Source organism: Marinobacterium iners, assembly GCF_017310015.1.
In the GTDB taxonomy this organism is placed as follows: Bacteria; Pseudomonadota; Gammaproteobacteria; order Pseudomonadales; family Balneatricaceae; genus Marinobacterium; species Marinobacterium iners.
In genome coordinates this window covers 2,840,840-2,861,579 of record NZ_CP022297.1, presented here as the reverse complement: position 1 = coordinate 2,861,579, position 20,740 = coordinate 2,840,840, and the positions used below count along the sequence as shown (strand labels likewise).

The following is a 20,740-nucleotide window of genomic DNA, read 5'->3' as shown; positions in this document are numbered from 1 at the left end:
TCATTGAGCTACGACCGGAACATCATCATGAGCCGCTTTATTCCAGTAGACCGCCAGACCGACTATCTGCTGCCACCTTCAGTTGATGAGTGGTTGCCTGACGAGCACCTGGCGCGCTTTGTCGTCGATGTGGTCGAACAGCTGGACTTGTCTGCGCTGACACAACAGTACGCTGGTCGAGGCCATAAGGCGCATCATCCTGCGGTATTGCTGAGCCTGCTGGTCTACGGCTACGCCACTGGCGTGATCTCCAGCCGCAAGATCGAACGCGCCACCTACGACTCGATTGCCTTCCGCTACCTGGCCGCGAACACCCATCCCGACCACGATACGCTGGCCACGTTCCGCCGTCGCTTTCTATCTGAGCTGGAGCAACTGTTTGTTCAGGTACTGTTGCTGGCGCGCGAGATGAAGCTGCTCAAGTTCGGCACTATCGCCCTTGATGGAACCAAGGTTAAAGCCAATGCCAGCAAGCACAAGGCGCTGTCCTATGGACATGCCAAGAAGCTGGAGGCTCAGCTCAAGACGGAGGTAAACGCCCTGATCCAACGGGCCGAGGCGGCAGACAACGATGTCACGAGTGATGGCATGGACATTCCGGCCGAGATTGCTCGGCGTGAAGCCCGCCTGGCGGCCATTGCAGAGGCGAAGGTCAAAATCGAAGCCCGTGCGCAAGAACGGGATGCCGCAGAACAAACCACTTACCAGGATAAAGCAGCCAAACGCGATGCACAGCGAAAGGCAGGCAAAAAGCCACGTGGGCGTGATCCCAAACCCCCGATGGGTGGCCCACGCGATCAGGATCAGGTGAATCTCACGGATCCACAGTCCCGCATCATGCCGGTCACGGGTAAGGGCTTTGATCAGTGCTATAACGCCCAGGCAGCGGTGGATACTGAGAGCATGCTGGTAACCTCTGTCCACGTTACGCAAGCGACGAATGACAAACAACAAGTCATGCCACTGCTGAACGCATTGACCGCCTTACCCGCCTCATTGGGCAAGGTGGCCCATCTGCTGGCGGATACCGGTTACTTCAGTGCGGAGAATGTTAAGGTGTGCGGCCAGCAGGGTATTGAGCCTCTTATTGCCATGAAACGAGACGTTCACCACTTGCCGCTCTTCGAGCGCTTTGCAGCCGAGCCGGTAGCCCCCGACAGTGATGACCCTGTTGAGCAGATGGCCTATCGCCTGAAAACACAGGCGGGACGGGCCCGTTATGCGCTGCGCAAGCATACGGTGGAACCCGTGTTCGGCATCATCAAGCACGTCATGGGGTTCAGGCAGTTCTCACTCCGAGGGTTGGACAAGGTTAGTGGTGAGTGGCGTTTGGCCACCCTGGCATGGAATATCAAACGTATGCATCGCTTAGTGGTGAGCTGACAGCCAATGCTTGAAATACGTGCCTCTGACGGCCGCATGGGGTTAAGCAACAGTAAAGCGGCTGCACACGTCATGTGATGGCTGTCTGGCGATCATTGAAAGCGATAAAGAGCTCTGGCACGCCGACGAGCCCCGTTAATCCGACAGACTGCTAGGCCCTTTTATGTGCGGAATTGCAGGTTATATTGCTAGCCAAGTAGCAGACCAAACACCACTAAAAAAAATGACCGATGCCATCATCCACCGTGGGCCCGATGGTGAAGGTCAGTATTACGCGCCAGACTTCGCCCTAGGGCACAGGCGCTTGGCTATAGTTGATTTATCCGAAGCTGCTGCACAGCCCATGCATTATCTAGACCGTTACGTCATCACCTATAACGGCGAAGTGTATAACCACCCAGAGCTAAGAGAAGAACTTATCCGCTGCGGGTACAGCTTTAACAGTGAATCAGACACCGAGGTCATACTCGCTAGCTACGATTGTTGGGGTGTAGATTGCCTAAACAAATTCAACGGCATGTGGGCTTTTGTAATCTACGACAAGCAAGCGCAACAATTCTTCATCGCCCGCGACCGCTTTGGCAAAAAGCCGCTTTATTACGCTAACACAGCAGACCACTTTGTATTTTGCAGTGAAGTGAAAGGCATCTACGCCAGTGGCCTGGTAGAAAAAGCACCCAACATAAGCTACCTGAAAAATTACCTGGAAAACGGGCCTAATGAGTACGATGCAGAAACGGCCTTCGCTAACGTTTATCGTTTTCCCTTTGCCCACTATTTTCTTGGTAGCAAAGAACAACTGCTCAATCAACCGCAGTTTACTCGGTACTGGGAATTAACCACTAATACCAGCAAAGAACGCTTCTGTCCTAATAAGGCCAAAGAATACGCCAAACAATATTACGACCTACTATCAGATGCAGTAAGACTACGTTTAAGAGCCGACGTGAAAGTGGGCTCTGCACTTTCAGGTGGTTTAGACAGTAGCTCGATTGTTTACCTGGTCAACGAACATTTAAAAGCTCAAGGTAAAGCTGACCTACAGGAAACCTTTTCTTCTGTTTATAAGTCTCATGGTACACAGGATTGTGATGAAAGCGTATATATAGACCTTCTGGCGAAAGAGCTGAATGTCATCTCAAATCAAATAGAGCCTAAAGAAAAAAATGTAATTACAGAGCATCAAAAGGTTGTTTTAGCAATGGAGAATCCGCCAGAAGGCACTATTATGTCTAGTTGGCATACTTTTATGAAGGTAAGGCAATCTGGAATAACAGTGAATCTAGATGGTCAGGGTGCAGATGAGCAGCTAGCAGGTTACACGCCTTATATATCATCATATTTTATTTCTATCTCGCTGGTTGATCTGTACAAAGAGGTTTTGTTTTTTCTGAAATTGCCGAGTGTTAAAAAGCGTGTAATTCAAAGTTTCTTTTTAGCGCATTTTAAATTCGTTTTTGGTCAAAAAAATTATGAAATATTCTTTAAAAAAATTAAAGGCCATGCTGCTCCAGCTCAGCTTAATGAAACATTAAAAGAGGCTTTTACTAAGGGCCTCGTGACTCTTCTTCATTATGCAGATCACACATCTATGGCGCATAGTGTTGAGTCGCGTGCACCATTTATGGATTATCGTCTAGTAGAGTTTTTAGCTAAAGTACCTGCTTGCTATAAAATGCATAAAGGTTGGTCTAAATACATTGCTCGGTTAGCGTTTGACAAAAAGTTACCCAATGAAATCACTTGGAGAAAGGATAAAATGGGGTGGCCTATTCCTGAGAAGCATTGGTTTAAGGGTAATTTAAGAAAAAGTTTAGAGGAGACTATTCAAGATTCAGCTCTAGTTTCAGAGATTTCATCTGAAAAAGATAAGAGATGTGTTACACCTGACTCCATGTTTAAATTATCAATTAGAAAATTCAATGTTGCTGTTCTTAATAAGAGATTTTTCTAAAATTATTTCTAGGTGTCAAGTCCCGTATGATTATAAGGGCGCTTTTTAAAAAGCTCCGGATGGGTTTTGTATCATTCCTTCATCGCCAGGATGGGTGGTTTGGAGTTCAGCGCTGACTGCGGCAACTGATGGTTATATGTCGCGCTGGCCAATGTTCTGCGGGTGGACCAGATGTTGAGAGCACAGGGTTAATCCGTCTGTACTGCCTGAAAAGGCGGTTACAGTCGGTTAAAAAGGGGCGGTTGTGCGCATTTTATGCGCCCCGACACCGGTTAACATGGTTGCTCTATACTCGTCTTTTTTGTTGTTTTACCTTCTATTATTCGCAAACTTAGCGACAGGTGTTTCCTGGGTTGTTCTTTGGTTCACGCTTGGGTTTATATCCAAGCCTTTTGGTTTTAGTGAGCGTATTTGATAATGTGTGGCTTTCTAGGTGGTTTCTACAAAGAGCCTAAAGAAGAATCTTTGGTTAAACGATCGTTAGATTTAATTCAGCATCGCGGCCCTGATCATAGTTCATTTTTTGAGAGTGTGATTGGTGATGGTTTCTTATATTTGGGTCATACACGGCTTTCTATCATTGATTTAACAGATTCTGCAGACCAGCCATTTCATTCACGATGCGGTCGATATGTGCTGATATTCAATGGTGAAATATATAACTTTAAAGAGATTAGGGAAGAGTTAAGTGGTATTGGATGCTATTTTGATACTGACTCTGATACGGAGGTATTGTTACATGCGTTGATGTTATGGGGCGTTGAATGCTTGCCCAGGTTGATTGGAATGTTTTCATTCGTCTTTTACGATCAGCAACAAGAAAAATTGCTGCTTGTTCGAGATGCATTCGGAATCAAGCCGTTCTTTTACTCTATTAATGATGGTGAAATTACATTTGGTTCTGAGATTAGAGCGCTGCTTAGTCTGAAAAATGTAAAGGCGAGGCCTAATCTACAGCGTACATATGATTATTTAGTGCATGGCGACTACGACTCCACTCAAGAATCTTTTATAGACGGTGTGTTTCACTTATCACCTGCACACTATTTCACCTTTGATCTGAAAACAAAAACTACCACCCAGCCTGAGTGCTGGTGGCAGCCTGCGATCAATACAAATGAGAATATTAGTTTTGATGAAGCTGTTAGTCAGCTAAGAACATTATTCTTGGATAGTGTCAGACTACACCTGCGTAGTGATGTGCCACTTGGTGTGGCTTTGTCAGGTGGAATTGATTCTTCTGCGGTTGTTTCAGCTGTTCGCTATCTTGAACCAAGTCTTCTCATTAAAACTTTTAGTTATATCGCTAGTGATTCAAGAATTTCTGAGGAAAAGTGGGTTGATCTACTGAATGAAAAAATGGGAGCCAAAGCTCATAAAGTTGTCGCTAATCAAGATGAAATGCGAGAAGACTTGGATGCTATGCTCCTTAAGCAAGGCGAGCCATTCGGTGGCACAAGTATTTATGCTCAATATCGTGTTTTTAAGCTTGCTAAAGAATCAGGCGTAACGGTGACCCTGGATGGCCAGGGGGCCGATGAACTGTTGGCAGGCTACTCTGGTTATCCAGGTCATCGTTTGTTAAGTATTATTGAGAATCAAGGATGGTTAGCTGCGCATCGTTATGCTAGGCGTTGGTCACAATCACCAGGTCGAAGTTATGCTTTGGCTTGGCAGTATTTGGGTCGTATCAAGCTGCCTGATACACTTTATGAGCTTGCACGTAGAAAAATGGGGCGTGATTTTCAACCAGCATGGTTGAATATTGACTACCTAAGCCAAAGGGGGGTTGAGTTCAAGGAAAAACGCGCCCCATTAAAACAAGAAAACAAAGGATTAAGAGTTAAAGAGGCTTTAGTCAATTCACTTACAGGTCGTGGGTTATCTTCCTTGTTACGGCATGGAGATCGTAACTCAATGGCCTTTTCAATAGAAAGCCGTGTGCCTTTCCTTACATTGCCATTGGCTGAGTTTTTATTGTCTTTGCCTGAAAATTACCTGATTTCAGATGGTGGTGTGACTAAGCATGTTTTTCGTGAAGCTATGCGCGGTATTATGCCTGATAGTCACTTGGATAGAAAAGACAAGATTGGATTTACTACACCTGAGTCAACTTGGTTGTTGAGTATGGTTGATGTGATTAAAGACTGGATTTCCGATGCGCCAGAATTGCCTTTTTTAGATAAGTCAAAACTTTTAAAAGAGTTTCAGAAAGTTGTTGATGGTAATAAATCATTTGATGGTCGAGTATGGCGTTGGGTTAACTATCTGCGCTGGTGTACATTGATGGATATTTCATGAAAATAGCGAATCTGGTGTTAAATAATTTTATAAATGATAGCCGTGTCCTTAAAACATCCAAAACATTGCTTGATTCTGGCTATGATGTCTGCGTTGTTGCTTTGCATGATACCGCGCTAAAGGAGCATGAAACGATAAGTGGTGTTTCAGTACATAGAATAAAACTCGTTAGTAGAGCCTGGTCAAAGCATAAGCTAATACAGGTGCTAAAGCTTTTTGAGTTTATAGGTCATTTTGTTTTTCGTTACCGTAAAATCGATGTTTTACATTGTAACGACCTTAATGGGCTTTTTGTTGGTTTTTTTTGTAAGCTAACAAGGTCCAAAATTATCATAGTTTACGACTCGCATGAATTTGCTATTAATGATGTGCCTAATCAATCGGCACTTTCAATAAAGCTAAAAAAAATGCTTGAAAGGTTCTTGATAAGGTTTGCCCGTAGTGTAATCAATGTCAGCGATTCCATCGCCAATGAATATGCACGGATCTATAATATCCCCAAGCCTCATCTTGTCTTAAACTGTCCTGCGTATCATGAGCAACCTAAGCGGAACCTGTTCCGTGAGAAATTGGGTATTCGGGCTAATCAAACCATTTTTCTCTACCAAGGTGGGCTTAGTAAAGGACGTGGCATTGAATTACTGCTCAAAGCCTTTTCTGATCTTAATACCGATAAGAATGTGTTGGTTTGCATGGGTTATGGGCCTCTTGAAGGTTTGATCAAGGAAAAGGCACAGCAGCAAAGCACAGTTTTATTTCACCCAGTAGTCAGTCCGGATGTGTTGTTGAACTACACCAGCTCTGCTGATTATGGCATTCTTTTCTATGAAGACACTTGCCTCAATCACCGATACTGCTCACCTAACAAAATATTTGAGTACCTGATGGCCGGTTTGCCAGTTTTAACATCTAATCTTTATGAAATGAAACGACTGGTTGAAACAGAAGGCGTCGGTATTGTAGCTGAAGAAAATACAGTAGAGGGCTTCAGGAAAGCAGTAGAAGCTTCCCTAATTCAAGACTACGATGCCATTCAAAAAAATGTATTTTCTGCCCGAAAAAAATATTGCTGGGAAGAGCAGGAGAAAGTTTTGAAAGAGATTTACCATGCCCTCTAATCTTAAAATCGCCCACCTAACCTCCGTCCACCCCCGCTATGACACCCGCATTTTCCTCAAAGAATGTACGTCACTTGCCAGCAACGGCTACTCCGTTTCACTGATCGTTGCTGATGGTAAGGGCGATGAAATCAAAAAGTATGTAGCCATCTACGATGTAGGTGCATCCAAAGGCCGTATGGATCGTATCCGTAATGCCCCAGGGCGGGTGTTGGCTAAAGCGCTGGCGTTGGATGCAGATATCTACCATCTGCATGACCCTGAGTTGATTCCCATTGGTGTCAAACTCAAAAAGCGCGGCAAGGTGGTGATTTTTGATGCCCATGAGGATGTGCCCAAGCAGTTGTTGGGTAAGCCGTATCTGAATAAACCCGCTAAATGGTTGCTGTCTAAAACCTTTGCCGTGTACGAGCGTTGGGCCTGCCGTAAGCTGGATGCGGTGATTACAGCCACACCCTATATCCGTGACAAATTCACTGCGATGAGTGTGCGTTCGGTTGATATTAATAACTATCCGCTGCTGGGTGAACTGTCTACAGGTAAGGTGGAATGGTCGCAGAAGAAATCACAGGTGGGGTATGTTGGAGGCTTGGGACGAATCCGTGGTATTCACGAGATGGTTCAAGCAATGGCATTGGTTGAATCTGATGCCCGTTTTGCGATGGGTGGTAGCTTTTCGGAAGCGGGTTTTGAGCAGGCGGTGAAAGCCGAAGCAGGGTGGGCGAAAACTGATCACCTTGGCTGGTTGGACCGTGCAGGAGTTAAACGTGTGTTGAATGACTCCGTTGCCGGGCTGGTTACTTTGCATCCCGTTATCAATTATCTTGATTCACTGCCGGTAAAAATGTTCGAGTATATGGCAGCTGGATTACCGGTAATCGCCTCTAACTTCCCCCTCTGGCAGCAAATCATCGAAGGCAACCAATGCGGCCTCTGCGTTGACCCCCTTGACCCTAAAGCAATTGCTGAAGCGATTGATTACCTTGTTACGCACCCTGCAGAGGCTGAACAAATGGGCCGTAACGGCCAAAAGGCTGTGCAGGAAAAGTACAACTGGGGCATTGAAGAGCAAAAGCTACTCAAATTTTATGGATCACTTATTGGCTGATTGATCATGCAACGAATACTGACCATTATCGGAGCCCGCCCGCAATTCATCAAAGCCAGCGTGGTCTCCCGCGCTATTCAGCAAAACGATGGCATTGAAGAGATCATACTGCATACTGGCCAGCATTTTGACGCCAATATGTCGGATATCTTCTTCAACCAGCTCAATATACCGCGCCCGGATATCCAGCTGGATATTCATGGCGGCAGTCACGGTGAAATGACTGGCCGGATGCTGGCTGAGATCGAACAGGCGCTGCTAGAGCACAAGCCCGACCGTATTCTGGTTTATGGAGATACCAACTCCACTCTCGCTGGCGCCTTGGCTGCAGCCAAGCTGCATATTCCCGTTGCACATGTGGAAGCGGGTTTACGCAGCTTCAACATGCAGATGCCGGAAGAGATCAACCGTATCCTCACCGATCAGATCAGCGACCTGTTGTTCTGCCCCACGAGTACCGCCGTGCAGAACCTCAATAACGAAGGTTTTGCCCACAAGCCCGTGCAAGTGTTGCAGGTGGGTGATGTGATGCAGGACTCGGCACTGTTATTTGCCGAACAAGCCAGCGCCCCAGCGGATGATTTGCCCGAAGGCTTCATCCTGGCTACCCTTCACCGTGCCGAGAATACTGACAACCCCGAGCGTTTGGCATCGATTGTGGCGGCACTGAACAATATTAACGCAACCCTTGCGCCTATAGTCTTACCACTGCACCCGCGCACCCGTAAACTGATTGCTCAACACGGGCTGGAACTTAATGTTCACTTGATTGACCCCGTAGGCTATTTTGAGATGGTTTGGCTGCTTGATCACTGCGAACTGGTATTGACCGACAGTGGTGGTGTGCAGAAAGAAGCCTTCTTCTTCGGAAAAGCTTGCGTCACCATGCGTGACCAGACCGAGTGGGTTGAGCTGATCCATGCTGGTGCCAATGAGCTGGTCGGTGCAGACCAAGGCAAAATCATAGATGCGGCTAACCGAAACCTTGGCCGTAAAGTGCAGGATACACTGCAGCTGTATGGTGGGGGCAGAGCGGCTGAAAGGATTGTGAGTGAGCTGTTAAAGGCGGGGATATGAGTAGGACAGTTTGGGTTATTAACCAATACGCGTCTACGCCTTCAACAGGTGTTGGAGGACGCCATTACTATATGGCAAGGGAGATGGCTAAGCGTGGTTACAACGTTTATGTTATTGGCTCTTCGGCTCACCATATTCTGCGCGAAAAGCCAGTCGTCCACGATGACTTCTTACTTGAAGAGGTAGATGGATTTAAATTTGTTTGGGTAAAAATGCCCGATTATAAAGATGCACACAGCAAACAGCGTGCACTCAACTGGTTTGTCTTCCCTTGGCGCTTCAGAAAACTTATAAAGTTCATTAAAGCAAAACCTGATGCAATATTAAGCTCTTCACCGTCATTGTTATCGTTTGTTGGTGCGCAATGGCTGGCAAAAAAAACAAAAGCTAAGTTGGTGTTTGAAGTGCGTGATATTTGGCCTCTGACTTTAACGGAACTAGGTGGGTTTTCATTAAAGCATCCTTTTATTCGGTTAATGCAATGGGTTGAAGACAAAGCATATCGTGAGGCAGATGCGGTAATCTCAAACCTGAAAAATTCGGTTGAGCATATGTCTAGCCGAGGGCTGGATCGCGCCAAATTTACCTGGATACCCAATGGGTTTTCACTAGAAGAGGTGAATCAAAAAGAGCCGCTAAATATTAAAGCTATCGACCAGTTACCAAAGAATAAATTTATAATTGGCTATACAGGTACCTTAGGTGTTGCCAACGCGCTGGATACGTTGATTGATGCTGCAGATAAACTCAAAGACTATTCAGATATAGCTTTTGTTATGGTGGGTTCTGGTAAGGAAAAGCCAGTATTGCAAGGACTGGTTGATAATAAAGGCTTAGAGAATGTTTTTTTTGTTGAGCCAATACCCAAGGTTGAAATACAATCTGTGCTAATTCGGTTTGATGTCTGTTACATTGGTTTGACGAAAGACCCTCTATTCAGGTTTGGTGTTTCACCCAATAAGCTATTTGACTATCTTTACTCAGGTCGCCCCATTATTTATGGAATAGACTCAGGTGAGTACAAGCCTGTCTCAGAAGCTGAAGCAGGCTTACAAATACCCGCACAAAATGCAGATAAACTTTCCGAAGCAGTACTGAAGCTTTATCAAATGACACCCGCTGAAAGAGCAAAAATGGGTGAAAATGGTCGTAAAGTGGCACTTGATCAGTATGAATATGGTCAGTTGGCTGAGAAACTGGCAAAGGTACTATTCGAATAATGATCAAGCGTCTTTTCGATATTGTCGCGTCCACCATTGGCCTGCTACTGCTTGCCCCCGTGATCGCTGCAGTCGCCTTCCAGATCCGCCGCAAACTTGGCTCTCCTGTTCTGTTCCGCCAGGTGCGCCCCGGCAAAGACGGCAAGCCCTTTGAAATGATCAAATTCCGTACCATGCGTGATGCCGTAGATAAGGACGGCAACCCGCTGCCGGACTCGGAGCGGATGACGCCTTTCGGGTCTTTCCTGAGAGCGGCCAGTCTGGATGAGCTGCCAGAGCTGTGGAATGTACTCAAGGGCGATATGAGCCTGGTTGGGCCTCGGCCTTTGCTGATGGAGTACCTGCCGCTTTACTCAAAAGAGCAATATCGACGCCATGAGGTGCGCCCCGGCATTACCGGGTGGGCGCAGGTGAATGGTCGTAACACAATCAGCTGGGAAGAGAGGTTCAAGCTTGATCTGTGGTATGTGGATAACCGCTCGTTCTGGCTCGATCTGAAGATCATGTATTTGACGGTTAAGAAAGTACTGGTTAGGGACGGAGTCACAGCTGAAGGTGAGGCGACCATGTCAAAGTTTACGGGAAGTGACAAGTGAAGCGTCTGGCAATTTTGGGTGCCAGTGGCCATGGCAAGGTAGTTGCCGACGTCGCCGAATGTTGCGGCTGGCATGAAGTCATATTCTTTGATGATGCATGGCCTGAGGTGTCGCATAACGGCCACTGGAACGTTGAGGGTAATAGCCAATCGCTGGCAGCGCGTCTAGGCGACTTTACCGGTGTAATCGTTGCAATTGGTGACAATGGCATTCGTGCTGAAAAGCTGCGCTGGCTGTTGGACATGTCAGCACCGGTTGTGACACTGACTCACCCGTCTGCCATTGTCAGTCAATATGCTGAGCTGGGCGCGGGCACTGTAGTGATGCCAAGTGTGGTGGTGAATGTATCAGCCTGCATCGGTGAGGGGGTGATTCTCAATACCGGTTGCAGTATTGATCATGATTGTAGCATTGGTGACTGTGCGCATATTAGCCCAGGGGCACGATTGGCGGGTGGTGTGCAGATAGGAGCACACAGTTGGGTTGGTATAGGAGTCTGTGTGAAACAGTTGGTCCATATTGGTCAGCAGGTTACAGTAGGTGCCGGTGCTGTAGTGGTGGCAGACCTGCCGGATGGCGTGACTGCAGTGGGTGTGCCTGCAAAGTCGATTTAACAGAGTCATATCCCTCAATGGGTATTTCACACGATGACTAAAGGTATTTAATGCTGAACGGACCGTTCTCCCCTTGGCCTTCCTTCACCGAGGAAGAGGCTAACGCGGCGCGTGATGTGTTGCTCTCCAATAAGGTTAATTACTGGACTGGGCAGGAGGGACGTCAGTTTGAGCGCGAGTTTGCTGATTATGTTGGTGCTGCGTACGCCATTGCGCTTGCCAACGGTACGGTCGCCCTTGATCTGGCGCTGAACGCACTCGGGATTGGAAAGGGTGATGAGGTGATCGTCACCTCACGTACTTTTCTAGCTTCTGTCTCCAGTATCGTCAATGCCGGTGCGGTACCGGTGTTTGCGGATGTGGATCCCGATAGCCAGAATATAACTGCTGAGTCCATTTCTGAGATGATTACGCAACGCACCCGTGCCATTGTTTGCGTGCATCTTGCCGGTTGGCCTTGTGATATGGACCCGATCATGGCGCTGGCGCAGCAGCATGGCCTGTATGTGATCGAGGATTGCGCCCAGGCGCATGGTGCTCGTTACAAGGGGCGTGCGGTTGGTTCAATCGGTCATGTTGGCTGCTGGTCATTTTGTCAGGACAAGATCATGACCACCGGTGGTGAGGGTGGTATGGTCACCACCAATGACAAAGCGCTCTGGTCAAAGATGTGGTCGTTCAAGGATCACGGTAAAAACTGGGAGGCGGTCTACGAGCGAAAGCATCCGCCGGGCTTCCGCTGGGTGCATGAGTCTTTTGGCACCAACTGGCGCATGACCGAGGTGCAGGCGGTGATTGGGCGCATCCAGCTTAAGAGCATGCCTCATTGGCATGAAACCCGTCTGCGCTATGCGCAGCAGATTTGGGGCGCGGCTAAAAAGATACCCGGGCTTCGTGTACCTGAGGTTCCTGCCCATATTGAGCATGGGGCATACAAATGCTACGTGTTCGTTGAGGGTACTGCGCAACGGCGTGATCGCATCATGCAGTTAATCAATGAGCACGGAGTGCCCTGTTTTTCGGGGTCTTGCTCAGAGGTGTATTTGGAAAAGGCATTTGACGGCACAGGCTGGCGTCCTGAGAAGCCTTTGCCTGTGGCCCACCAGTTGGGCGATACCAGCTTGATGTTCCTGGTTCATCCAACCCTGACCCAAGCCGAAATCGACAAAACCTGCACGATACTGGCAGAGTGCATGGCTGCTCCAAAACCTCTCAGTTGAGAGAGCGGGCTTGGCGCCGGTGGTTTTTTGGTTGTTATTTAACTTTTGTGGACAAAAGGTCTGGTGATCGAATTAAAACATGAGCCCGGCAAAATGGTGCTGGTGACCGGTGGGGCGGGGTATATCGGTTCACATACGTTGGTTGTGTTGTTGGCGGCGGGTTACAGGGTTGTGGTACTTGATAACCTGTGTAACAGCTCGTCCGTTGCACTGCAGCGTGTTGAACAGATTACCGGGCAGGCCGTCAGTTTTGTTGAAGGCGATATTCGTGATGCCGGTTTACTGGACAGGCTGTTTGCGCAGTATGAGATTTCAGCCGTGCTGCACTTTGCGGGCTTGAAATCGGTCGCTGAAAGCGTACAAACCCCTCTGATCTATTTTGACAACAACCTCTCTGGCAGCATCACTTTGCTTAGGGCCATGGATCGCGCTGGCGTATTCAACTTGGTGTTCAGCTCGTCGGCTACGGTGTATGGCGAAACCGCGATGGGCCCGGTGGATGAAGCCATGCCATTGGGTAGGGCAGCCAACCCTTATGGCCAAACCAAGCAGATGGTTGAGCAGGTTTTGACTGAGCTTGCCGAGCGCGATACCCGTTGGTCTGTGGCGATTCTGCGCTATTTCAATCCGGTGGGGGCGCATAAGAGCGGGCTGATCGGCGAGGCACCGGGCGGAACGCCCAACAATTTGCTGCCCTATGTGACGCAAGTGGCTGCAGGCCAGTTGGCGTCTTTGCCGATTTATGGAACAGACTACCCAACACCGGATGGCACAGGTATCAGGGATTACATTCATGTGATGGATCTGGCCGAAGGGCATTTGGGTGCACTGCAGGCCATCCAGAAATCGTCGGGTGTCCATATCTGGAATCTCGGCACTGGTCAGGGCTACAGTGTTCTTGAGGTAATTAAAACCTTCGAGCAGGTAACTGGGTGTACTGTGCCCTTTTATTTTGAAGCACGCCGTGCAGGCGATATCGCGGTATGCTTTGCAAACCCGAACAAAGCATTCGAACAATTTGGTTGGCGGGCATCATTCAGCCTTGCTGATATGTTGGCGGATGCCTGGCGCTGGCAGCAGCAACACCCCAAAGGCTATAAGGCGTCATGAATAAGCAACATCAAGGGATTGATTCAATGTTCAGGCAGATTGTCAGCCGGTTTCTGAAAGCGAATCGGCGGGTAAAGCAAAGTCTGGTGGTGCTGTCTGATTTGGTCATGTTGTTTATGGCCTGCTGGATGGCACTTGCGCTTCGGTTGGGCGATATTGTTGAGCCCATGCAGCGCTACTGGTTGCCTTGTATTTTGGTGCCGCTGATTTCGGTGCCCGTGATGGCGCGCTTGGGGCTTTACCGGGCGGTTATCCGCTATATGGGGCATGTCACGCTTTGGGTGTCTTTCAAGGCAGTGTTTTTGTCTGTGTTGATTTGGGTTGCGGTATTGGTGGTGCTGGAGGTACCCGCCCCCCGCTCTGTATTTTTCATCTATGGTTTTACCGCCGTAACCCTTGTGGCCGGCAGTCGGCTGTATGCCCGCTGGTTAATTCGTCGCCTGTCACCTTCGGGGCAACGGTTGACACGTGCCGAGCCTGTTGCGGTATACGGTGCCGGCAGCGCCGGTGCACAGTTGGTCGCGGCTTTGAGTGACTCTGTAGAGTTTCAGGCGGTAGCCTTTCTGGATGATGACCCACAAAAGCAGGGTACTGAGATTTCGGGGTTGAGGGTTTATGCTCCCGACAGTTTATCAAGCTTGATTGAGCAGTACGGGGTCAAGTCCGTACTGCTGGCTCTTCCGGGGCTTGCGCGCAGTGAGCGGCGCGTTTTGGTCGAGAAGATCAGTGTTTTTCCTGTCAGTGTTAAGGTGCTGCCGGGGATCTCTCAGCTGGCGTCTGGGTCAGTAAGAGCCAACGATATTCGTGATGTGGATGTAACGGACTTGCTGGGCCGTGATCCTGCAGAACCTGTAGCTGAGTTAATGACGGCCTGTATTACCGACAAGGTGGTGATGGTAACAGGGGCGGGTGGATCAATTGGTGCCGAAATATGTCGCCAAGTGCTCGGGCAGAAACCGAAGCGGCTGGTATTGTTTGAGCTTTCAGAGTTTGCCCTGTATCAACTGGAGCAGGAACTGAATGCCCTGCCAGATGCTGGTGTGCAGATTGTTCCGGTCTTGGGCAGTGTGTTGGATCAGGGGCACCTTGAATCAATCCTGCGCACATTCCAGGTCAATACGCTTTACCACGCAGCGGCTTATAAGCATGTGCCAATGGTTGAGAGCAATATTGCATCCGGCCTTCGAAACAACGTACTGGGTACCTTGCGCACAGCGCAGGCCGCTATTGCTGCTCATGTTACTGATTTTGTATTGATTTCGACCGATAAGGCGGTGCGCCCAACAAATGTCATGGGGGCCAGCAAACGATTGGCTGAAATGGTGTTACAGGCATTGAGTGAGCATCGGCGCTTTTCGGAGGAGCAAACCCGGTTTGTAATGGTTCGCTTTGGCAATGTGCTGGGCTCTTCGGGTTCGGTTATTCCTCTGTTTCGGCAGCAAATTGAGCAGGGTGGGCCGCTTACTGTGACGCATCCGGACATTACCCGCTACTTCATGACCATCCCTGAAGCGTCTGCGCTGGTCATTCAGGCGGGGTCCATGGGCGAGGGTGGTGATGTGTTTGTGCTGGATATGGGACAGCCTGTTCGCATTGTTGACTTGGCCAAAGAGATGATTCGATTAGCTGGTCTTTCATTGCGTGATGCGACCGACCCTAATGGTGATATCGAAATCCGTTATACCGGTTTAAGGCCAGGGGAAAAGCTGTATGAAGAGCTGCTGATTGGTGAGAGTGTATCAGGCACGCGTCATCCAATGATTATGCGAGCCTGTGAAAATATGTTGGCCTGGGAGCTGCTGCAGCCTCGTTTACAAGAGCTTGAGTTGTTGACCCGCTCGGGTAAAAGCGAAGCGTTGGTGTCATTGCTACAGCAGCTTGTGGATGGTTATCAGCCGTCGGTACAGGTTATCGAAGCCCCCACGATGGAGCCTCATCGCTTGCATTGAAAAAAGCCCGAGCGTGTCAGCGCATCGGGCTAATTGGCAGATTGTTTCTATTGGTAATCACTGACCGGAATGCAGCTGCAGAACAGATTGCGGTCGCCGTAGACGTTGTCGATGCGGTTGACCGTGGGCCACAGCTTGGATTCCTTCAGCCAGCTGGCCGGGAAGGCTGCCTGCTCGCGGCTGTAGGGGCGGTTCCAGTCCGGGTCGATCAGGTCGGCCTGAGTGTGTGGAGCATTTTTCAACGGGTTGTTGTCCGCATCCAGCTCACCCGCTTCCACCAGTGCGATTTCCTCACGAATCTTCACCATCGCTTCAATGAAGCGGTCCAGCTCGGCCTTGGATTCGGACTCGGTCGGCTCGATCATCAGCGTACCGGGTACCGGGAAGGACATGGTCGGTGCATGGAAGCCGAAGTCCATCAGGCGTTTGGCCACGTCTTCCTCGCTGATGCCGGAGCGCTCCTTGAGCGGGCGCAGGTCGATGATGCACTCGTGTGCCACGCGGTCGTTACGGCCCGAATACAGCACAGGGTAATGTGCCCCCAGTTTCTTCGCCAGATAGTTGGCGTTGAGAATGGCGTACTCGGTCGCCTGACGCAGGCCTTCTCCTCCCATCAGGGCGATATACACCCAGCTGATCGGCAGGATGCTGGCGCTGCCCCAGGGCGCAGCGGATACGGCGCCGTTTTCCGGGTTGGGGCCATCAATGCCGACCACCGGGTGGTTGGCAACAAAAGGTGCCAAGTGTGCCTTGACGCCGATGGGACCCATGCCGGGACCACCGCCGCCGTGCGGGATACAGAAGGTCTTGTGCAGGTTCATGTGCGACACATCGGCACCGATGTCCGCCGGGCGGGTGATCGCCACCTGCGCGTTGAGGTTGGCACCATCCATGTAGACCTGACCACCATTGGCGTGAATGATGTCGCAGATGTCGCGGACACCTTCCTCGTATACGCCGTGCGTGGAGGGGTAGGTGATCATCAGGCAGGACAAGTCTTCGGCGTGGGTCTCGGCCTTGCTGCGCAGATCGTTGATATCCACGTTGCCCTTGTCGTCGCAGTTGACCAGTACCACTTTCATGTCCGCCAGCGCGGCCGAGGCCGGGTTGGTGCCATGAGCGGAGGTAGGGATGAGGCAGATGTTGCGATGGCCCTGACCCTGTGATTGGTGGTAGTTGCGGATGGCCAGCAGGCCCGCATATTCACCCTGAGCGCCGGAATTGGGCTGCATGCAGATCGCATCGAAGCCGGTGACGGCCTTGAGCATGGTTTCCAGCGAATCGATCAGCGTTTTGTAGCCCTGTGCCTGCTCGACCGGCACGAAGGGGTGCAGGGCGCCGAACTCGGGCCAGGTGACCGGGATCATCTCGGCGGTGGCGTTGAGCTTCATGGTGCAGGAACCCAGCGCGATCATGCTGTGGGCCAGCGACAGGTCCTTGTTCTCCAGCCGCTTGAGGTAGCGCAGCATTTCGGTTTCGCTGTGGTACTCGTTGAATATCGGATGGGTCAGGAAGGCTGAGGTGCGTTCCAGTCCGGCAGGAATACTATCGGAGCCGTTGCTCACCAGTTCTGCATCCAGTGCGCCGATATTCAGGCCATGATCAGCGCCCAGCAGAGCGGTCCACAGGGCCTCAATTTCATTGCGGTCCGTGCGTTCATCCAGACTGATACACAGTCGATCATCCCCCAGTTTGCGCAGGTTGAAGCCTGCAGCCTGAGCGGACTCATACAGTGCATCGCGCTGGTCGCCGGCTTCAACACAGAGGGTGTCGAACCAGCTGTCATGTACCAGCTTCAGACCTTTTTGCTGCAGGCCTGCCGCAAGCAGGTCGGTCAGACGGTGGATGCGACCGGCGATGGTTTTCAGTCCTTCATGGCCATGATAGATGGCGTAAAAGGCGGCCATGTTTGCCAGCAGTACCTGAGCGGTACAGATGTTGGAGGTCGCCTTTTCACGGCGGATGTGCTGCTCGCGGGTCTGCATCGCCATGCGCAGTGCAGGCTTGCCACGAGTATCAACAGACACCCCTATAATGCGGCCCGGCACCGAGCGCTTGTACTCGTCGCGGGTGGCGAAGAAGGCGGCGTGAGGGCCGCCGTACCCCATGGGAACACCGAAGCGCTGGGCAGAACCGAACACCACATCGGCGCCCATTTCGCCCGGCGATTTCAGCAGTACCAGACTGAGCAGATCCGCCGCCGTACAGGCCAGCGCCTTCTGCGCGTGGGCCTTTTCGATCAGCGCCGAGAAGTCACGCACCACACCGCTGGTGCCGGGATACTGTACTACCACACCGAAGGCTTCATGCTGGTCCAGCAGCGCCGCCACATCACCGACGATAACCTCATAGCCTAGCGGCTCGGCACGGGTCTGAATCACGCTGATGGTCTGGGGGTGCAGCTCTTCATCGACCAGAAATACATTGGCGCGCTTGGCCTTGCTCATGCGCTTGCACAGGGTCATCGCTTCGGCGGCGGCAGTGGCTTCATCCAGCAGGGAGGCGTTGGCCAGATCCAGTCCGGTCAGGTCCAGCACCATCTGCTGGTAGTTCAGAATCGCTTCCAGACGGCCCTGTGACACTTCCGGCTGATAGGGGGTGTAGGCGGTGTACCAGCCCGGATTTTCCAGTACATTGCGCAGAATGATATTGGGCGTGAGCGTGTCGTGGTAACCCATACCGATGAGCGAGCGCTTGATTTGGTTCTGGCCTGCAATCGCTTTCAACTCAGCCAGTACCTGAGCTTCGGTCTTCGGTGTATCCAGCGCAATCGGCTGCTTGACGCGAATGCTGCCGGGCACGGTTTCATCGATCAGTGCCGCAAGGCTGTCAACGCCCAGCTCTGCCAGCATGGCGGCGGCTTCGTCTGCTGAAGGGCCGATATGGCGGCCGATAAAGGCATCCTGCTGTTCAAGGGTGTTCAGCGGGCGCAAAGACAGTTCACTCATGGCAGATCGATCCCGAATTGTTCATCAAATGGGCGCTATTCTAGCAGGGAAGAGGGGAGTGGCGCAGCAGAACTCTGGTCTTAGGTGTTCACGGAAGCGTTTGAGTTTGCCAGTCTTCGTGGGTGTGGCGGACTCGAATGACAAACACCTCATTATCAATTTCAACACGATAAATGATCAGGTGCGAACCTGTCGGGTGAATGCGTACTTCAGGCGTGAACTCACTCCTGATCGGCCTTGCCTTGGGGTTATTGGCGAGAAAACGGAATGTAGCCTCTAGATGCGCATGATAGCGTTCAGCTAATTCAGTACCGAAGCGTTCAGCGCCAGAAACAAAAATGTTGATGATATCTTCTTCTGCAAGCTGGCTGAGGATGTACTCCATCAGTCAGACGCCAGTCTGCTCAGTGCTTCTCGGCGCAATTCATCCATAGAGCGTGAGCCCTTGCCGCTGTTCATTCCCTCGGAAATCAACTGCTGTAAATGATGCTGTTGACTGGCTCGGTCCTGGTCCCGCCGTATCAAGTCACGAACATAGTCGCTGGAATTGCTGTATCGCCCGGTGTGCGCCTGCTGCTCGACCCACTCTTTCAATTCGTTGGGCAAAGAAATATTCATGGTTGCCATATCGATCACCTCTTGAGTGATTTTTGCACAGGTTGGCAAAGTTTGCCATTTTATCAAATAATCCTTATTCATTTTCGAAGATGTTCCGCACACAGTTTTCTGGCACTACAGTGTAAGCCAGTACTCCCCAGCTCCCTCTCTCTTCAAAAAAAAACCAGCCATGAACTACCACGCCTAAGCCGCTTCGCGGTTAGACATGGTTTCGCGGGGCCGTAGCCCCGCTTCTAGTAGCAGGTCGATGTGTTTGACTGCTACGGGCGTGCCCATAACGCCCTGACCGGCTTCGATCTGGCTCATCAGCCAGTGGTCACCGATTTCTTTTCTGAGGATATTGGCTGCGCCGTTCACATCACTGTTGAGTAGCACACCACTTCCAGTCTTGTACAGGCCTCGCTTGACGCGGCGACCACTGAATAGCGGCACAACCTTCCCCTCTTTCACAGCCTGATAATCAGGTATCGAGTCCAAGTCCAGACAGCTTGCCTTGGACGTGTAGCTTTCCTCACGGATCACCACCTCAATACCATGACGCTCGGCCTTGTACTGGATCATATCCAGCAGGCGGCGGTGAGGGATTGCGCAGAACTTCTGGTTGTTCACTCGCCCAATGTTTACTGAGCGCTTCCAGTTGGCGTTCAGCCCGATCACAACCCTGCCCGTATCCGTGCGCAGACACTCCGCTATCAGCCAGTGACTGACCTTGTGGAAGTAGTCACTGATCTGGCTGTAGCGTTTGCGTGACTTGGTACTGATGTGGCCGTGCTTGTCGTTACTCGCCAACTGAGCCTTGAGTTTGTTGTACTTGGCGTTGATCGACTTGATGGCCCTGCCCTTGACCAGAACAGGAGCGTAGTCCTGCTGAGTCGAAACGATGGTTACAAGGTTGTCGATACCAAGATCAATGCCAAAGGCATTATCAGGGTTTAGTTTGGATGGAGGCTCGACCGTTTCACGGTAGACAAGCTCGACTACGAAGGCCGTACCCAATGGCACAATCCTCACATCGTTTACGATGGTTTCGCTGGCCTTGCTGTTGTAAGGCTGGTTCTGGCAGCAAGTGACTTTGAGTGGCTGGAAACCAAAATCCTTACCGCTGGCCAGAAACAGCCTGCCTTGCTCGATCTTATGACCGTTACGACCGACCACATAGGTTTTGGCCGCGCGGGCGTAGTTCGGTAGTTTAGGTCGTGACTGGTACTTGTGCGGGTGTTGTTCGTAGTCCTTTTTTGCAGCGAGCCAGCCCTTCCAGTTGTCTCCTAGCACCTGCGTCGTGCGCTGTGCACCAGCAGACGGTAATAGCTGGTAGGTTTCCCGCTGAGTCTGCTTGAGCACCTTGTCAGCTTGGCTGGCCGAAATTGGCGCTTCAGAAAAGAGTGCCTGACGCATCTGGTACAGCGCAGCATTATACACCCGACGAGCAGCGCCGCAGTAGCGTTTGCACGCTGCATGGTTCACATGACCGGGTTTAATGACAATGCGCTCAGCGCGTATCAGCTCCACTGGACGCTCCCTTTT

16 protein-coding genes and 1 pseudogene are annotated in these 20,740 nt (G+C 50.6%); 12 read left to right on the top strand and 5 right to left on the bottom strand.

Annotated features, from left to right (window positions below; translation table 11 throughout):
* Positions 1-27 precede the first annotated feature (27 nt).
* Together CFI10_RS13680 and asnB (CFI10_RS13675) are read left to right on the top strand one after the other, a co-directional pair.
* Positions 28-1,383, top strand: coding sequence for an IS1182 family transposase (locus tag CFI10_RS13680; RefSeq protein ID WP_206835339.1), 1,356 nt, complete (start codon positions 28-30; stop codon positions 1,381-1,383).
* A gap of 163 nt (positions 1,384-1,546) precedes the next feature.
* Complete coding sequence (gene asnB, locus CFI10_RS13675) at positions 1,547-3,337, top strand: asparagine synthase (glutamine-hydrolyzing) (protein ID WP_206835336.1); 1,791 nt, start codon at positions 1,547-1,549, stop codon at positions 3,335-3,337.
* 8 nt (positions 3,338-3,345) lie between these two features.
* On the opposite strand, the pseudogene CFI10_RS19260 reads toward asnB (CFI10_RS13675), so the two are convergent.
* A pseudogene (locus CFI10_RS19260) lies at positions 3,346-3,480 on the bottom strand (IS481 family transposase); the annotation flags it as partial.
* A gap of 274 nt (positions 3,481-3,754) precedes the next feature.
* On the opposite strand from CFI10_RS19260, the gene asnB (CFI10_RS13670) reads away from it, so the two are divergent.
* The 10 genes from asnB (CFI10_RS13670) to CFI10_RS13625 all read left to right on the top strand — a co-directional run bounded on the left by asnB (CFI10_RS13670) (position 3,755) and on the right by CFI10_RS13625 (position 15,650).
* Positions 3,755-5,638 carry an asparagine synthase (glutamine-hydrolyzing) gene (gene asnB, locus CFI10_RS13670; protein WP_206835333.1) on the top strand — a complete coding sequence of 628 codons (1,884 nt, stop codon included), beginning with the start codon at positions 3,755-3,757 and terminating at the stop codon, positions 5,636-5,638.
* On the top strand, positions 5,635-6,756 hold the full coding sequence (locus CFI10_RS13665; protein WP_206835330.1) for a glycosyltransferase: 1,122 nt from the start codon (positions 5,635-5,637) through the stop codon (positions 6,754-6,756). The genes asnB (CFI10_RS13670) and CFI10_RS13665 overlap by 4 nt, the downstream gene beginning before the upstream one ends.
* Complete coding sequence (locus tag CFI10_RS13660; protein WP_206835327.1) at positions 6,746-7,864, top strand: glycosyltransferase family 4 protein; 1,119 nt, start codon at positions 6,746-6,748, stop codon at positions 7,862-7,864. Before CFI10_RS13665 ends, CFI10_RS13660 begins: the two co-directional genes overlap by 11 nt.
* 6 nt (positions 7,865-7,870) lie before the next feature.
* Positions 7,871-8,941, top strand: coding sequence for a non-hydrolyzing UDP-N-acetylglucosamine 2-epimerase (gene wecB, locus CFI10_RS13655; RefSeq protein ID WP_277987727.1), 1,071 nt, complete (start codon positions 7,871-7,873; stop codon positions 8,939-8,941).
* Complete coding sequence (locus CFI10_RS13650; protein ID WP_206835325.1) at positions 8,938-10,161, top strand: glycosyltransferase family 4 protein; 1,224 nt, start codon at positions 8,938-8,940, stop codon at positions 10,159-10,161. The genes wecB and CFI10_RS13650 overlap by 4 nt, the downstream gene beginning before the upstream one ends.
* Complete coding sequence (locus tag CFI10_RS13645; RefSeq protein ID WP_206835323.1) at positions 10,161-10,757, top strand: sugar transferase; 597 nt, start codon at positions 10,161-10,163, stop codon at positions 10,755-10,757. The genes CFI10_RS13650 and CFI10_RS13645 overlap by 1 nt, the downstream gene beginning before the upstream one ends.
* Positions 10,754-11,371 (top strand): NeuD/PglB/VioB family sugar acetyltransferase, encoded by a 618-nt coding sequence (locus CFI10_RS13640; RefSeq protein ID WP_206835322.1) that lies wholly within the window; start codon positions 10,754-10,756, stop codon positions 11,369-11,371. The genes CFI10_RS13645 and CFI10_RS13640 overlap by 4 nt, the downstream gene beginning before the upstream one ends.
* Before the next feature lie 50 nt (positions 11,372-11,421).
* Entirely contained in the window at positions 11,422-12,591 is a 1,170-nt protein-coding gene (locus tag CFI10_RS13635) for a DegT/DnrJ/EryC1/StrS family aminotransferase (protein ID WP_206835320.1), read from the top strand.
* A 63-nt stretch (positions 12,592-12,654) separates the two neighbouring features.
* A complete protein-coding gene (gene galE, locus CFI10_RS13630; RefSeq protein ID WP_425270402.1) occupies positions 12,655-13,701 on the top strand; it encodes a UDP-glucose 4-epimerase GalE in 1,047 nt (348 codons plus the stop codon).
* A 26-nt stretch (positions 13,702-13,727) separates the two neighbouring features.
* A complete protein-coding gene (locus CFI10_RS13625) occupies positions 13,728-15,650 on the top strand; it encodes a polysaccharide biosynthesis protein (protein WP_206835318.1) in 1,923 nt (640 codons plus the stop codon).
* A 47-nt stretch (positions 15,651-15,697) separates the two neighbouring features.
* Here the strand turns inward: CFI10_RS13625 and gcvP are convergent, their stop codons facing one another.
* The 4 genes from gcvP to CFI10_RS13605 form a co-directional block, all read right to left on the bottom strand.
* Positions 15,698-18,598 (bottom strand): aminomethyl-transferring glycine dehydrogenase, encoded by a 2,901-nt coding sequence (gcvP, locus tag CFI10_RS13620; RefSeq protein WP_206835315.1) that lies wholly within the window; start codon positions 18,596-18,598, stop codon positions 15,698-15,700.
* A gap of 88 nt (positions 18,599-18,686) precedes the next feature.
* On the bottom strand, positions 18,687-18,983 hold the full coding sequence (locus CFI10_RS13615; protein WP_206835314.1) for a type II toxin-antitoxin system RelE/ParE family toxin: 297 nt from the start codon (positions 18,981-18,983) through the stop codon (positions 18,687-18,689).
* Complete coding sequence (locus CFI10_RS13610; RefSeq protein WP_206835312.1) at positions 18,983-19,225, bottom strand: type II toxin-antitoxin system ParD family antitoxin; 243 nt, start codon at positions 19,223-19,225, stop codon at positions 18,983-18,985. Before CFI10_RS13610 ends, CFI10_RS13615 begins: the two co-directional genes overlap by 1 nt.
* 174 nt (positions 19,226-19,399) lie before the next feature.
* Positions 19,400-20,725, bottom strand: coding sequence for an RNA-guided endonuclease InsQ/TnpB family protein (locus tag CFI10_RS13605; RefSeq protein ID WP_206835309.1), 1,326 nt, complete (start codon positions 20,723-20,725; stop codon positions 19,400-19,402).
* Between the last annotated feature and the right edge of the window lie 15 nt (positions 20,726-20,740).